This window comes from Arthrobacter sp. K5, assembly GCF_040448525.1.
GTDB classification, from domain to species: domain Bacteria; phylum Actinomycetota; class Actinomycetes; order Actinomycetales; family Micrococcaceae; genus Arthrobacter; species Arthrobacter globiformis.
Window position 1 is genome coordinate 1,150,555 of record NZ_CP159279.1, and the last position, 15,154, is coordinate 1,165,708.

The 15,154-nt window shown below is 68.2% G+C and carries 12 protein-coding genes and 1 pseudogene; 3 read left to right on the plus strand and 10 right to left on the minus strand.

The genetic code is table 11. The features are described 5' to 3' along the window. Positions 1 to 55: 55 nt before the first annotated feature. The 4 genes from rsmD to ABRP34_RS05145 are packed head-to-tail and all read right to left on the minus strand — an operon-like array spanning position 56 to position 5,029. Positions 56 to 661, minus strand: a complete 606-nt coding sequence (gene rsmD / locus ABRP34_RS05130) for a 16S rRNA (guanine(966)-N(2))-methyltransferase RsmD (RefSeq protein ID WP_003806036.1) — start codon at positions 659 to 661, stop codon at positions 56 to 58. A gap of 45 nt (positions 662 to 706) precedes the next feature. Beyond that, a complete protein-coding gene (locus ABRP34_RS05135) occupies positions 707 to 2,926 on the minus strand; it encodes an ATP-dependent DNA helicase RecG (RefSeq protein WP_353712479.1) in 2,220 nt (739 codons plus the stop codon). Next, positions 2,923 to 3,981 (minus strand): DAK2 domain-containing protein, encoded by a 1,059-nt coding sequence (locus tag ABRP34_RS05140; RefSeq protein WP_353712480.1) that lies wholly within the window; start codon positions 3,979 to 3,981, stop codon positions 2,923 to 2,925. The genes ABRP34_RS05135 and ABRP34_RS05140 overlap by 4 nt, the downstream gene beginning before the upstream one ends. A 22-nt stretch (positions 3,982 to 4,003) precedes the next feature. Then, entirely contained in the window at positions 4,004 to 5,029 is a 1,026-nt protein-coding gene (locus ABRP34_RS05145; protein ID WP_353712481.1) for a thiamine-phosphate kinase, read from the minus strand. A gap of 120 nt (positions 5,030 to 5,149) precedes the next feature. On the opposite strand from ABRP34_RS05145, the gene ABRP34_RS05150 reads away from it, so the two are divergent. Next, positions 5,150 to 5,665 (plus strand): DUF3515 family protein, encoded by a 516-nt coding sequence (locus ABRP34_RS05150; RefSeq protein ID WP_353712482.1) that lies wholly within the window; start codon positions 5,150 to 5,152, stop codon positions 5,663 to 5,665. 83 nt (positions 5,666 to 5,748) lie between these two features. On the opposite strand, the gene ABRP34_RS05155 is transcribed toward ABRP34_RS05150, so the two are convergent. The 6 genes from ABRP34_RS05155 to leuC form a co-directional block, all read right to left on the minus strand. Beyond that, positions 5,749 to 6,894 (minus strand): D-alanine--D-alanine ligase family protein, encoded by a 1,146-nt coding sequence (locus ABRP34_RS05155; protein WP_353712483.1) that lies wholly within the window; start codon positions 6,892 to 6,894, stop codon positions 5,749 to 5,751. Positions 6,895 to 6,911: 17 nt separating this feature from the next. Then, positions 6,912 to 7,964: an NAD(P)H-dependent glycerol-3-phosphate dehydrogenase gene (locus tag ABRP34_RS05160; RefSeq protein ID WP_353712484.1), complete on the minus strand. Its 1,053-nt coding sequence runs from the start codon at positions 7,962 to 7,964 to the stop codon at positions 6,912 to 6,914. Then, positions 7,961 to 8,707: a lysophospholipid acyltransferase family protein gene (locus ABRP34_RS05165; protein WP_353712485.1), complete on the minus strand. Its 747-nt coding sequence runs from the start codon at positions 8,705 to 8,707 to the stop codon at positions 7,961 to 7,963. Before ABRP34_RS05165 ends, ABRP34_RS05160 begins: the two co-directional genes overlap by 4 nt. A gap of 10 nt (positions 8,708 to 8,717) precedes the next feature. Next, a complete protein-coding gene (gene murA / locus ABRP34_RS05170; protein ID WP_306924221.1) occupies positions 8,718 to 10,043 on the minus strand; it encodes a UDP-N-acetylglucosamine 1-carboxyvinyltransferase in 1,326 nt (441 codons plus the stop codon). 189 nt (positions 10,044 to 10,232) lie between these two features. Beyond that, on the minus strand, positions 10,233 to 10,835 hold the full coding sequence (gene leuD / locus ABRP34_RS05175) for a 3-isopropylmalate dehydratase small subunit (RefSeq protein ID WP_003806025.1): 603 nt from the start codon (positions 10,833 to 10,835) through the stop codon (positions 10,233 to 10,235). 9 nt (positions 10,836 to 10,844) lie between these two features. Continuing rightward, the gene (gene leuC, locus ABRP34_RS05180) at positions 10,845 to 12,299 is read right to left on the minus strand and encodes a 3-isopropylmalate dehydratase large subunit (protein WP_003806024.1); all 1,455 of its coding nucleotides are present in this window, start codon (positions 12,297 to 12,299) and stop codon (positions 10,845 to 10,847) included. Positions 12,300 to 12,410: 111 nt separating this feature from the next. Here leuC and ABRP34_RS05185 point away from each other — a divergent pair, with 111 nt between their 5' ends. Both ABRP34_RS05185 and ABRP34_RS05190 read left to right on the plus strand, forming a co-directional pair. Continuing rightward, the gene (locus ABRP34_RS05185) at positions 12,411 to 13,130 is read left to right on the plus strand and encodes an IclR family transcriptional regulator (protein ID WP_043420062.1); all 720 of its coding nucleotides are present in this window, start codon (positions 12,411 to 12,413) and stop codon (positions 13,128 to 13,130) included. 599 nt (positions 13,131 to 13,729) lie between these two features. Beyond that, positions 13,730 to 15,096, plus strand: a pseudogene (locus ABRP34_RS05190) (DUF222 domain-containing protein). Positions 15,097 to 15,154 lie beyond the last annotated feature (58 nt).

The following is a 15,154-nucleotide window of genomic DNA, read 5'->3' on the forward strand; positions in this document are numbered from 1 at the left end:
CCACGGCCGGCCGCGGCTGACTGTCGGCCACGGCCGGCCGGCCGGACCAGGCGGCTCAGTCCTCGGCCTCCAGTGCGAGGTCCACGTCCTGGCCACTGGACGGTTCGGCGTACCACAGCCGGGTCTCGCCGTACTTCTTGTCGGCAAACCGCTCCAGGCCCTCCGGCCATCCGGGTTCGGCAGCGCGGGACGACCGCTCGACCACCACCACCGCTCCGTCGTTGAGGTGCGGCGCCAGCTTTTCCAGGACAGACGCCAGCGCGGGCTCATCGAGGGGGTACGGCGGGTCCAGGAAGGCAACGTCCCATTTGGCCTCCCCGGCCGCGCGGTCGAGGAAGGACTCCACCTTGGAGCGGTGCACGGTGACGGCCTTGCGGCCCAGGACGCCGTTGATGAGGTCGGCGTTCCGCTGGCAGACGGCGCTGGCCTTGGCGTCGAATTCCACCAGATCGACGGCTTCCGCTCCCCTGCTGGCGCTCTCGACCCCCAGCGCCCCGGACCCGGCGTACAGGTCCAGGACCCGGGCGCCGCCGAGCACGTTGAATGCGTCGAGCCGGGAAAACAGCGCCTCCTTGACCCGGTCCGTCGTGGGCCGCGTCAGGGACCCCGAAACGTTGGCCAGCGGGGTTCCTCCCGCGGCACCGGCGACGATCCTGCTCATGCCCCGCCCCCCTCCGGCGCCGGCTTGGCTGGGAAGGGGTTCGTGCTAGCCGCGTTCAAGGAACGCCTCCTTCTCGGGATTCAGGTACTCGTCAATGGCCTCGGCCAATGCCGCATAGCCGGTCAGCGCCGGGTCTGCGGCGACGATCTTCTGGGCGTCCAGCCGGGCTCGGGCAATGATGTCCTCGTGCTCCAGGACGCGAAGCAGCTTCAGGGTGGACCGGCCACCGGACTGCGAGGCGCCGAGGATGTCGCCCTCGCGGCGCAGCTTCAGGTCCTCCTGGGACAGCTCAAATCCGTCGGTGGTGGCCGCCACGGCATCCAGCCGGCGCCGGCTGGGGTGGCCCGGTTCGAGGGTGGTCACGAGCAGGCACGTGCCCGGCAGCCCGCCCCGGCCCACGCGGCCACGGAGCTGGTGAAGCTGGGAGATGCCGAAGCGGTCCGCGTCCAGGATGACCATCAGGGTGGCGTTGTGCACGTCCACACCCACCTCGATCACGGTAGTGGAGACGAGAAGCTTTGTCTGGTTGGCGGTAAAGGAAGCCATGGTCTCCGATTTCAGCACCGGGTCCTGCCGCCCGTGGAGGGGTGCCAGCGCCACTCCCGCCAGGGCGGGCTCCTCCTTGAGGTGCTCGACGACGGCGGTCACCGAGGCCAGTTCGCGTGCCGCTCCGTCCCCCTCCAGTTCCCCGGGCTCGGGTTCCGCTTCACCGGGAGTGAAGTCGCCGTCGTCGTCCGCCCCGATCTTGGGGCACACGACGTAGACCTGGTGTCCGGCCTCGATCTCCTCACGGGAACGGGACCAGATGCGTGCCGCCCAGGCGGGATTTTCCGCGAGGCCCACCACATGAGTGGTGATGGGCGCACGGCCGGCCGGCAGTTCGTCCAGAACGGACGTTTCGAGGTCGCCGAACACCGTCATGGCCACGGTCCTGGGGATCGGCGTGGCGGTCATGACCAGCAGGTGCGGCGGTTTGCTGGCCTTGGCACGCAGGGCATCGCGCTGTTCCACGCCGAAGCGGTGCTGCTCATCCACCACGATGAGGCCCAGATCGAAGAAGGTGACGTTGTCGCTCAACAGCGCGTGCGTGCCGATGACAATCCCGGCCGCACCGGACGCGGCATCGAGCAGTGACTGCTTACGCGCGGCGGTCGGCATGGAGCCGGTGAGCAGGCTGACCTGCACCGAATGCTCACCCAGTCCGCCCAGGAGCCCGTCGCGGGCCAGCGGTCCGAGCGTACGCCGGATGGAATCGAAGTGCTGGGCCGCCAACACTTCTGTTGGCGCCAGCAGCGCAGCCTGTCCCCCGGCGTCCACCACCTGGAGCATGGCCCTCAGCGCCACAATGGTTTTGCCGGAGCCGACCTCGCCCTGCAGCAGCCGGTTCATGGGCCCGTCCTGCGACAGCTCCGCCGCGAGAGTCTTGCCGACGGCGGACTGGCCCGCGGTCAGCGTGAACGGCAGCTGGCGGTCGAAGGCTGCGAGGAGTCCCTCCGGCACGGGGCGCCGGGCTGTGGCCTCCTCGGAAGCAAGCTGGGCACGGCGCCGGGCCAGTGCGGACTGGAGAACCAGCGCCTCCTGGTAACGGAACCGGTCCCTGGCCTTCCGCCAGTCCGCCGCGGTCTCCGGGGCGTGAATGAGCCGGTAGGCCTTCGGCAGCGGCAGGAATTTCTCGCGGGCCGCAATGGCCGCCGGCAGCGGATCCCGCAGGGCGTCCAGGTCCGCGGTCTCCAGCAGGGCAGTCATGACTTTCTGGATGGACCAGCTGGTGAGATGTGCAGTGGCCGGGTAAATCGGGATGGGCATGGCCGCGAGCTTCTCCGGGTCCATGCCGGGGACATCGGGGTCCTCGTCCAGCAGCTGGTAGTCCGGGTTGGTGAGTCCCAGCGAACCGGCATAGCGGGTCACCTTCCCGGAGAACATGGCCCGCCGGCCGGGCTGCAGCTCATTTTTGGCGCGGTGGCCGTTGAAGAAACTGATTTTCAGCGTGCCCGTTCCGGCGTCGTCGGTAATGACGACGTCGATGATGAAGCCCTTCCGGGCGCGCATCTGCCTCTTGCTGTTGGAGACGACGCGGGCGATGAGGGTGACGTCCTCATCGAACGGAAGTTCACTGATGGGCGTCAGTTCACCGCGGTTGAGGTAGCGGCGAGGATAGTAGTTGAGCAGGCCGCCCACCGTGGTGATGCCCAGGTGTTTCTCGATCACGGCCGCGGAGCGCTTGCCGATCCGGCGCTCCAGGCCGAGTTCCAGTTCGACGTTCATCTTCCTTCTGCGCTCACTTCTCCTGACGGATCCCGGGGCAGGGCGAGCTCACTGACGGACACTTCCGCCGGGTCGCCCAGCGACCTGATCACCGCAAGGGCGGGAGCCGGGTCCGGGACGTGCACGTGGACCCGCCACCGGTACCGGCCCCCGGCGTCAGCGGAAGGGCCAACCTGGCTCATGATCACGGAGTCCCCGAGTTCATCGAGGCGCTGCCGGAGCGTGGCGGCGTCCAGCGGGGACAGGCTGATGGTGCACATGACCTCCACGCCGTCGTCGTCCGGCATGTCGGTGTGGATGTGGGGGTCCTGGAGGTCGTACCCGTGCAGGCCGTCCAGCAGTTCACTGCGGAGCTCCTCGCCGAGCACCGCCGATCGGAGGCAATCCAGGATCAGCAGCATTCCCACGCCGCCGGCGTCCACCACGTGCGCGGCCTGCAGGACATTCAGCTGCCCCTCCGTGCGGACCACGGCCTCGAGGGCGGCCTCGACGGCCGCATCCAGGACCAGGCCCAGGGCATGGTTGCTGTCATTGCCGTTCTGGCCGGCGTCGACGGCGGCCGCGGCCCGGCCCGCTGCCTCCATCACGGACAGCATGGTGCCCGGCACGGGGTCGCTCAGCGCGGACCAGGCCCTGATCTGGGCCCGGTTGAGGGCGGCGGCGAGGAGCGAGGAGGTGAGCCTGGCATGCCCGGCCAGCGGTTCTGCCGCGGCGCAGAGGAAGACCGAGAAGAGCGTGCCGGAGTTCCCCTTGGCCTTTTCCATGGCTGCCTGGCCGGCGCGGGCCAGGACGGCGCCGACGTCATTGAGCTGTGCCTGCTGACGGAACCGTGCCTGCTGCCCTGCCGGTTCCGGACGCGCCTCCTGGCCGACTTCCGCCGGAGGCTGGCCGGCGCCCGCCGGGGCGGCATCCTGCAGCGCCCGGTGGGCGGCACGGACGGTGAGGTAGAGGTTGGTTCCGGTGTCGCCGTCGGCTACCGGGAAGATATTGATGGCATTGAGGCGGTCGCTGTGGTTGCCCAGTGCGGTTTCGGCCTTGCCCAACCACCGCTTCATCGCTTGCGCGTTCGCGGCAACCTTAGTCTGCAAAGTGATCCCATCCCACGGAGTCAGCGGGCCGTCCCGCGATCGTCACGCCGGGCGCCTTGTCGGCGCCGCAGGCCTGTACTGAGCCTATCCCAGTAAACCCGGGCGGCACCTGCATGCCCGCCGGGAAAGTGGCCAGAAGCCCGTGGTCTTCCCCGCCGCCGAGCACCCAGGCGCGCGGGTCGGCGCCCAGGAGGGTGGCGGCGTGGCGGAGGGGCTCGGCGAGCCGGCCAAGCTGCCCGGGATCGAGGTCCAGCACAACGTGGCTGGCCACGGCCAGCCTGGTTCCGTCCCGCACCAGGCCGTCGGAAATGTCCATCATGGCTGTGGCGCCGGACATGCGCGCCAGCGGACCGGCCTCCAGGGGCGGCTCCGGCCGGCACTGTAGCTCAAGCATTGACAGCAGCTCCGGCGGCAGCGAACTCACGTGATGGGCGGACTCCAGCAGTGCCAGCCCGGCAGCGGCCCAGCCTGCCCGCCCGGCGATCGCCAGCGTGTCGCCTTCCTGGGCGCCGGACCGGAGGACCGGCTGGCCGCCGTCGAGCGTGCCGAGGACTGCAACGGTGACGGACAGCTCGCGGCCGCGGCCAAGGTCGCCACCCGCGACAGAGCACGCGCCCGCCCCCAGCTTGCTGATGGCGGCGGTGAGACCGTCCGCCAGGTCCTCGGCCCACCCGACCGGAGTGTCCGGGGGCATGGTCAGGCTGACCACCATTGAGGTTGCCGACGCGCCCATGGCGTTGATGTCGCTAAGGTTCTGCGCTGCGGCCTTCCACCCGACGTCGTAGCCGGTGGTCCGGTAGCCGTTGTTCCACTCCAGCCGGAAATCCTGGTCCTGAACCTGGGTGTCGATGCTGATGACCGTCCTGCCGTCCGGAACCGCAACGATGGCGGCGTCATCACCCGGTCCGAGGACCACGGCGGCACTGTGCAGGGCGCTGAGTTCCAGGCGCGGGAAAATCCGGGCCAGAAGCTCCGCTTCGGACAGTTGGGCGACAGTCAATGGTGTTTGGTGCACGCCACTACGCTACCGCCACGGACAGACATTTTCGGTTGGCCTGTTTCCGGGCCCGGCAGCCAAGGAGTGCGGGCACCCCGGCGGTCCGTCCGGCTCCCCGCGGAACGATAGGCTTGAAGGATGCACTACCCGCCGGCCCAGAAACCTGCCCACAAACCCGTACGCAGGCTGAGGGTGGCAGTCGCCGCCACACTCACTGGACTGGCGCTGGGCGGTTGTTCACCCGCCGTCGACGTTGCCCCCGCCGCCGACGCCGCCAATCCGGCCTGCGCGCCGATGATGGTGGCGCTTCCGGATGCCATTGGCGACGCCCGGCTGCGGAAGACGAACAGCCAGGCCACCGCCGCCTGGGGCGACCCGTCCCGGGTGGTCCTGCGGTGCGGGGTCAACGTGCCCGGGCCCACCACTGACCGCTGCGTGAGCGTCAACGACGTCGACTGGGTGATCAAGGAGGGCGACCCCGTGTGGACGCTGACCACCTACGGCCGGGAACCGGCCACGGAAATCCTGATGGATCCGGACAAAATCAGCTCGGCCACTGTCCTGGCTGACCTGTCCGGCGCAGCTGCGAAGATCAAGGCCAGCCGCAAGTGCGTGGGCCAGCAGGAAGTCCAGGACCTGCCCACCAGCAAGTAGGCCAGGGTCCCGGTCCCGGTGGTGGGCCCACGCCGGCAGGGTTCCCTGGCCGAAGCGGAGCGAGGCTAGGGTGCCGGTGGGGACTAGCGCAGGCCGGTCTTGCGGGTCAGCGCCAGGTGGATCAGCTCGTCAATCAGTTCCGGATAGCTCAGTCCGGTGGCCGCCCACATCTGCGGGTACATGCTCTTCGGCGTGAACCCGGGCATGGTGTTGATCTCGTTGATGATGAGATCCCCGTCCGGCGTATAGAAGAAGTCGACCCGGCTCAGGCCCTCCGCCCCCACAGAATCGAAGGCCGCGGCAGCAAGCTCGCGGACGCGGGCAATGGCCTCCTCAGGCATGTCCGCCGGGCAGCTCAGGGCTGCCGCGTCATCGACGTATTTGGCCTGGAAGTCGTAGAACTCGTGCTCGCCCGCTGCCACGGAGATCTCGCCGGGCAGGGACGTGCGCGGGGCGTCGCCGCCACGGCCCTCGAGCACGGCACATTCGATTTCCCGGCCCACGATGCCGGCCTCAATCACCAGCTTCGGATCATGTTCGCGGGCCGCCTCGATCGCGGCGTCCAGGCCGTCAAGCGAGTCCACCTTGGAGATGCCCATCGAGGATCCGGCCCGGGCGGGCTTGACGAACACCGGGAAGCCCAGCAGGTCGACCTGCTTGCGGACAGACTCGGGGTCGTTTCGCCACTGCCGGTCGGTCACCGCGATGTACGGGCCCACCTTCAGGCCGGCGGCCTCGAAGACCACCTTCATGAAGTGCTTGTCCATGCCTACCGCCGAGGCCAGGACGCCGGCGCCGACGTAACGGGTGTCGGAGAGTTCCAGGAGCCCCTGGATGGTGCCGTCCTCGCCGAAGGGTCCGTGCAGCAGCGGGAACACCACATCCACGGTGCCAAGTTCCTGCGGCACCTCGTTGGGGGCCGTCACGATGAGCTGGTGCTCGCCGCCGATCTCCGTGAGGCTTACAGTCTGGGCCGACGGCGGAACCTCGGGAAGCGAGGTGGCGGACAGTGACCACTGGGCCGTGTCCCCGGACGCGAGCACCCACTGGCCGGACTTGGCAATGCCGATGGGAACAACGTCGTATTTGTTCCGGTCGATGGCACCCAGCACCCCGGCCGCGGTCACGCAGCTGACTGCGTGCTCGCTCGAGCGGCCGCCAAAGAGGACGGCCACCCGCGGCTTGTCAGGGGATGTCTGGCTCTGGTTGGTCTTGTCCGCTGCGGTCAAGTTTTCTTCCGACACTGTCAGTAATCGCCTTCGGCTTTAAGTTCCCGGGACAGCAGCAGCGGCCCGAGTTGGTCAACGGACAATTTTCCGGCGAGGACCGCGACGACGGCCGCCGTGATGGGCATTTCGACGCCGAGCTTGCCGGCCAGTTCGTGGACTGCCTGGCCGGACTTGATGCCTTCGGCCGTCTGGGTCATTTTCTGGGTGACTTCCTCCAGCGTGAGCCCCTGTCCCAGCAGGCGGCCGGCGGTGTGGTTCCGGGACAGCGGTGACGAGCATGTGGCCACCAGGTCCCCGAGGCCGGCCAGGCCGGCCATGGTGTGGGCTTTGCCGCCGAGTGCCAGGGCCAGCCGGGAGGTTTCAGCCAGGCCGCGGGTAATCACCGAAGCCTTGGTGTTGTCCCCCATCTGCTTTCCCTCGCAGATGCCGACGGCCAGCGCGATGACGTTCTTGACGATGCCGCCGATCTCGACGCCAACGATGTCGGAGGTGGTGTAGGGCCGGAAGTACGGGGCGGTGCAGCTTCTGGCGATCCAGCCGGCGGCGGCGGCATCGGCACAGGCAACCACCGAGGCCGTGGGCTCCTCCCGGGCGATCTCCATGGCCAGGTTGGGGCCGGATACGACGGCGATGCGCTCGGCTGGGATGTCCAGTTCCTCGGCGATGACCTCGCTCATCCGTGCGTCCGAGCCCAGTTCGAGGCCCTTCATCAGGGACACCACGAGGGCGTCGGGCCCGATCAGGGGCTTCCACTTGCGCAACTGGAGGCGCAGCGACTGCGCGGGAACCGCCAGGACCACCAGGTCAGCTTCGGACAGCACGTCCGCGACGTCGGTGGACGCGGTGATGCTCGGCGGAAGGTCGATGTCGGCGAGGTACTGGGGGTTGCGGTGGTTGCCGTTGATCTCGGCCACGACTTCTTCCCGGCGTCCCCAGACCCGGATGCTGCGGTCAACGCCGGAGGCGGTGGCGGCGTCGGCGAGGGTTTTCGCGAACGTGGTCCCCCACGAACCGGCACCCAAAACTGCCACAGACACGGCGGAGCCGGGCCGGGCAGACACAGGGGTCATTTCCCGCCCCGCTCAACGTCACGGCCGTGCTTCGTCTGGTTGTGGGCGGCCGGGTCCCAGCGCCGGGCCGGCGGCTGCTCCCCGCGGAGTTCGCCCAGGAGTCCTGTCACGGCGTCCATGATGACCTCCGTGGCTTCCGCCAGTGTGGCCTTGTCCCGGGACCGGCCCGCGAAGCGCGAGAGGTCAACGGGGTCGCCGATCCGGATCCTGGACGTCTTGCGCGGGAACAGGTGGAACCGCTTGGCGTAGCGGGGAAAGACCTCGTGCGCTCCCCAGTGTGCCATCGGCACCACCGGGATGCCCGTCTCCAGGGCCAGCCGGGCGGCTCCGGTGTGGCCCTTCATCGGCCACAGGTCGGGGTCGCGGGTCAGCGTGCCCTCGGGGTAGATGATGATCGCCCCGCCCTCAGCCACAATCTCCTGGGCGAGCTGGAGCGAACGGTTGGCCCCCGCCGTCGAGCGTTCCACCGGAATCTGTTTGGTGGCATGCAGCACGGCACCCACCACCGGCACCTTGAAGAGGCCCGACTTCGCCAGGAAGTGCGGGGCCCGCTTGTTGCTGTACAGCATGTGCCCGATCACGAGGGGGTCGATCTCGGTGCAGTGGTTGGGCACGGCGATGAAACCGCCCGCGGGAAGCTTGTCCGTGCCCTCCCATTTCTTGTTCATGATCAGGTTCAGGACCGGCCGGACGATGCCGGCGATAATCACGAACGTCGTGTGGCTTTTGGCCGATTCTTTCACCGGGCCCCCGCTACTTCGCCGACGAGATGTCGAAGTCGGCGCCGAGCCCGGCCAGCTTTTCGGTGAACCGCTCGTAGCCGCGGTTGATGATGTCGATTCCCGTCACCCGCGAGGTGCCGGTGGCAGCCAGTGCGGCGATCAGGTGGCTGAAGCCGCCGCGGAGGTCCGGCACGTCGATGTCGGTTCCCTTGAGCTGCGTGGGGCCTGAGATGACCGCGGAGTGCAGGAAGTTCCGCTGCCCGAATCGGCACGGCACGCTGCCCAGGCACTCCCGGTGCACCTGGATGCTGGCGCCCATCCGGATGAGAGCGTCGGTGAAGCCGAAGCGGTTCTCGTAGACGGTCTCATGCACGATGGACACGCCTTCGGCCTGGGTCAGGGCCACCACGAGGGGCTGCTGCCAGTCGGTCATGAAGCCCGGGTGGACGTCGGTTTCGAGGACGAGCGGGCTGAGCTTGCCGCCGCGGTGGTAGAAACGGATGCCGTCCTCGCCGATGTCCATGCCGCCGCCCACCTTGCGGAAGGTGTTCAGGAAGGTCATCATGTCCCGCTGCGAGGCGCCCTCGACGAAGATATCGCCGCGCGTCACCAGCGCCGCGGATGCCCAGGAAGCCGACTCGTTGCGGTCCGACAGGGCACGGTGATTGTAGCCGCCCAGGTCGCGGACGCCCTCGATGCGGATGGTGCGGTCCGTCTGGACGCTGATGATGGCGCCCATCTTCTGCAGCACGGCGATGAGGTCGACGATTTCGGGTTCGGTGGCGGCACCGGAGAGTTCGGTGATGCCTTCGGCGCGGGTTGCGCTCAGGAGGACCTGTTCCGTGGCTCCGACGGAGGGGTACGGCAGGGAGATCTTGGCCCCGTGCAGCCCCTTGGGCGCGGAAATGTGGATGCCGCCCGGGCGCTTCTCGACGACGGCACCGAACTGCCGCAGCACGTCCAGGTGGTAGTCGATGGGCCGGTCACCGATCTTGCAGCCGCCCAGGTCCGGGATGAAGGCCTCGCCGATCGCGTGGATGAGGGGACCGCAGAGCAGAATGGGAATCCGGGAGTCACCGGCGTGCGCGTCGATGGCTGTGCTCGGCGCCGTCTTGGCCGCCTTTGGATCCAGGGTCAGGTCGCCGGTGACGGGGTCCTTCTCGACGGTCACGCCATGCAGCTGCAGCAGGCTGGTGACCACCTCGACGTCCTTGATCTCCGGAACGTTCCGCAGCACAGAGGGCTCGTTGCCCAGCAGGGCGGCCACCATGGCCTTGGGCACAAGGTTCTTGGCACCGCGGACGCTGACACGGCCAGTTAGCGGGACGCCTCCGCGGATTGTCAGAACACTACTCATTTACCGGTTTCCTCACGACTACTCGCCCCCCAAATCCTTACAAAGGCACCAGCTAAGCATATGAGTTCGCGTTACCGAACCGAAATACTGACGCGGGCTGTGGGGCCCGGCGGCCGAACCGGGGGCAGCGGAAAGGCCCGCCGCGGCTGTGCACGGCGGGCCTTCTGGCAATGCTTTTTGGTTGCCCGGTCAGGAGGTCCTGGCCGGCAGCGTAAGCGGTTTGAAGGACGGCCGCGTGGCTTCGTACGCGGTGATGTCCTCCTCGTGCTGCAGGGTCAGCCCGATGTCATCGAGGCCTTCGAGCAGGCGCCAGCGCGTGTAGTCGTCGATCTCAAATGGTGCAACCACGTTGCCGCAGGTCACAGTCTTGGAGGCGAGGTCAACGGTCACCTCGGTCCCCGGCGCGTTCTCGAGCGTCTTCCAGATGAGCTCGATGTCATCCTGGGCAACCTGGGCGGCAAGGAGTCCCTGCTTGCCCGAGTTGCCGCGGAAGATGTCAGCGAACCGGGAGGAGAGCACGGCGCGGAAACCGTAGTCCTTCAGCGCCCAGACGGCGTGCTCGCGGGACGAACCGGTGCCGAAGTCCGGGCCGGCCACCAGCACGGACCCGGCGTTGAACGGCTCCTGGTTCAGGATGAAGGACGGGTCCTTGCGCCACGCTGAGAACAGCGCGTCTTCAAAGCCGGTGCGGGTGATGCGCTTGAGGTACACGGCCGGGATGATCTGGTCCGTGTCAACGTTGCTCTGGCGCAGCGGAACGCCAATGCCGGTGTGGGTGGTGAACTTTTCCATGGCGTCTTCCTAGGCGGCGTCGGTGGTGAGGGCTGCGGATTCCGGTGCCGGGTCGAGGTCCGACGGCGAACTGAGCGTTCCGCGGACGGCCGTGGCGGCTGCAACTACCGGTGAAACGAGGTGCGTGCGGCCGCCCTTGCCCTGCCGGCCTTCGAAGTTGCGGTTGGAGGTGGAGGCGCACCGCTCCCCCGGCTCCAGCTGGTCCGGGTTCATGCCCAGGCACATGGAGCAGCCGGCGAAGCGCCACTCAGCACCAAAGTCCTTGAAGACCTTGTCCAGGCCCTCAGCCTCGGCCTCGAGGCGCACCCGGGCCGAGCCGGGGACCACCAGCATCCGGACCTTCGGGTCCTTCTCGCGGCCGCGGATGATGTCCGCCGCCGCCCGCAGGTCCTCGATGCGGGAGTTGGTGCACGAGCCCAGGAAGACGGTGTCCACCCGGATGTCCTTCATGGGCGTTCCGGCTTCCAGGCCCATGTACTGCAGGGCGCGTTCCGCCGCGGCCTTGGCGTTCTCGTCGCCGAAGTCTTCCGGGGACGGCACCTTGGCCGACAGTGAGACGCCCTGGCCCGGGTTGGTGCCCCAGGTGACGAACGGCTCCAGGGTGTTGGCGTCCAGATCGACCTGGGCGTCGAAGACGGCGTCGTCGTCGGTGCGCAGCGTGTTCCAGTATTCGACGGCGGCGTCCCACTCGGCGCCCTGCGGCGCGTGCGGCCGGCCGTTCATGTAGGCGTAGGTGGTCTCGTCCGGAGCCACCATGCCGGCGCGGGCGCCTGCTTCGATGGACATGTTGCAGATGGTCATCCGGGCGTCCATGGACAGCGCGCGGATGGCCGAGCCACGGTACTCCAGGACATAACCCTGGCCGCCGCCGGTGCCGATCTTGGCGATGACGGCGAGGATAATGTCCTTGGCGGTCACGCCGGGGCGCAGCGTGCCCTCGACATTGATGGCCATGGTCTTGAAAGGCTTGAGCGACAGCGTCTGGGTGGCCATGACGTGCTCCACCTCGGACGTGCCGATGCCCATGGCCAGCGCACCGAACGCGCCGTGGGTGGAGGTGTGCGAGTCGCCGCAGACCACGGTCATGCCGGGCTGGGTCAGTCCCAGCTGCGGACCCACGACGTGCACGATGCCCTGCTCGGCGTCACCGAGCGGGTGCAGGCGGACGCCGAACTCCTCGCAGTTGTTGCGCAGGGTCTGGATCTGGGTCCGACTGGTAAGGTCGGCAATCGGCTTGTCGATGTCCAGCGTCGGGGTGTTGTGGTCCTCGGTGGCGATGGTGAGGTCCGGGCGGCGCAGCTTGCGGCCGGCCAGGCGGAGACCCTCGAATGCCTGCGGGGAGGTCACCTCATGGACGAGGTGCAGGTCGATGTACAGAAGGTCAGGCTGGGCGTTGGCGCCTTCGCCGTCGCCTTTGCGCACCACGTGCGCATCCCAGACTTTCTCGGCCAATGTTTTGGCCATGGCCATCTCCCTTCGAAGCTGTTTGTTGTTGGTTCCACTGAAACAGCAGACCCCTGTAATAAGCCAGTCAAAAGATTTGCATCTCAGATAATGAGACGGCAATATCAGTACATGGACAATTCTAGTGGAGTCGGTGTCATTGATAAAGCAGCACAGGTGCTCGACGCACTCGAGGCCGGACCCACGACTCTGGCGCAGCTAGTTGCTGCCACGGGACTGGCGCGGCCAACAGTGCACAGGTTGGCGCTGGCCCTGGTCCACCACCGCCTGGTGAGCCGCGACATCCAGGGCCGCTTTGTCCTCGGCAGCCGCCTCGTTGAGCTGGCGTCCGCCGCCGGCGAGGACAGGCTGATCGCCTCCGCCGGGCCGGTCCTCATGCAGCTCCGCGATGCCACCGGCGAAAGCGCCCAGATCTTCCGCCGCCAGGGCGACTGGCGGGTCTGCGTTGCCTCCGCCGAACGGCCGATTGGCCTGCGCGACACCATTCCCGTGGGAACCCAGCTGTCCATGAAGGCCGGTTCTGCCGCCCAGGTGCTGCTCGCCTGGGAGGATCACGACCGCCTGCTGGAGGGCCTGCAGTCGGCGCGCTTCACGCCCACCGTCCTGGCGGGAGTACGACGGCGGGGTTGGGGCCAGAGCCTCGGCGAACGCGAGCCTGGGGTTGCCTCAGTTTCCGCTCCGGTGCGCGGGCCGTCCGGCCGCGTCATTGCCGCTGTTTCCATTTCCGGCCCGATTGAGCGGCTCACCCGCCAGCCCGGCCGCCTGCACGCGGAGGTTGTCTGCAACGCGGCCCGCGTGCTGACCGAAGCCCTCCGCAAGAATAACGACTAGCGTCGCGTCGCCGGGCCCCGGCACCCAACTGGGTAGCAGATCAGGGCGTTCCCACGGGTGAGAACGCCGCTTGCTGCTACCTAGATTTCGTTCCAGGACCGAATCAAAGAGATTTTTGGATCACGCCCCATCTGGTGCCGGATCGGCCCTTTAATGTCGGACCCCCTTGGCAGACTGTGTTCATGGAAGGCATGGGGAATGCAGCACTGACAGCAGGAGCGCCGCATGGCGGCGTTCTGCTGGCTGCCGCAGTTCCTGACGCCCTTCTTTCCACCGCCGTCCTTACGGACGCAGTCCTTCCCGTTGACGCGGTACCCGAGGATGCATTCCTGGGCGGCGGGTTCCCGTTCGATCAGGTCGCCAACGGCGGGCTGCCGGCTGACGATGACCCGAACTTTTTATACCCGGACGACGTTTCTCCGGAGGACCCGTTCCGCGACGCCCTCCTTGCTGACGATGTTTTCCCGGAGGACCCTTTCCCCGAGCTTCTCTTTAAGGACGTCCTGTTTGCAGATGTCCTGTTCGCCGGTGACCTCTCCTCCGGCGGGGGCGCCGCCACCGGCACTGATGGGCGCGGGAACGGAGCGCCGCGGGCGGGCGTGGAGGACCGGGTCGCGGCCGCTGCTGTCCTGGTGCGGGCCGACCTCAGCGCCGACGGTGCCGGCCTGATCGACCAGACCCGGGCGCTGGAGAACCTCAAATGCTGGGCCGCCGGCCAGCAGGCCCGGCTCGCCGTCGCCTTCGAACTCCGCCACCGTGAGGAACACGCCAACGGCGAACCACAGGCGGACAACGCCGGGCAGGCCAAGCCCGGCACCCTGGCGGCCGGGGACCTGGGCAGAAACGTCCCAAGGCACAGAGCATGGGCGCGGCCGAGCAGATCGCCCTGGCCCGGGGCGAGTCCCCGCACCGCGGCGGCCGGTTCCTCGGCATGGCCAAGGCCCTGGTCACCGAAATGCCCCACACCCTGTCCGCCCTGGACACCGGACAGCTCAACGAAGAACGCACCATCCACGTCGTGAAGGAAACAGCGTGCCTGGGCGTGGAAGACCGGGCCGCGGTCGATGAGGAACTGGCGGCCGATACCGGGACCTTCACCGGTGCCGGGACCCGGGCCGTCATCGCCGCCGCCCGGGCCGCCGCCGCCCGCAGGGACCCGCGCTCGGTCACCCAGCGCGCCAGCCACGCCGCCTCAGAACGGTCGGTCACCCTGCGCCCGGCCCCGGACTGCATGACCTATTTGACGGCGCTGCTGCCCGCCCACCAGGGCGTCGCAGTCTACGCGGCCCTGACCCGGCACGCGGACACCCTCAAAGCCGCCGGCGACCCCCGCAGCCTGGGACAAATCAAGGCCGACACCCTCGTCGAACGGACCACCGGGACCCCCGGCGGCATCACCGGCATCGACATCAGCCTCGTCATGACCGACCGCACCCTCCTCCAAGCCGACACCGAACCCGCCCGCCTCGCCGGCTACGGCGTTGTCCCCGCCGCCTGGGCCCGGGAACTGATAACGCAGGAAAAGAGCGACGGACGTGAGGAGCTCAAAACCTGGCTCCGCCGGCTCTACACCGCCCCAAGGACAGGTGACCTCGTGGCCATGGACTCCCAACGGCGCCTGTTCCCGCCAAAGCTGCGCCGCTTCATCCAGGTCCGCGACGACACCTGCCGCACCCCCTACTGCGACGCACCGATCCGCCACCACGACCACATCATCCCCTGGCACAACGACGGCCCAACCACCCTGGCCAACGGCGCCGGGCTCTGCGAAGCCTGCAACCACACCAAGGAACAACCCGGATGGAAAGCCCAACCCAGACCCGGGCCGCGGCACACCATCGAAATCACCACACCCACCAGCCACACCTACCAGTCAACGGCACCGCCACTACCAGGATCTGGACTGCCCGGACCCGGGTTGCGCGAAATGCGCCATCCCGAACAGCGCGGTGCGGGGCCGCCCTAACGCGGCTAGGGCGGGCATACCGCCGGCGCCGACTTCGGCCCGTCTGGACGGTCTAGCC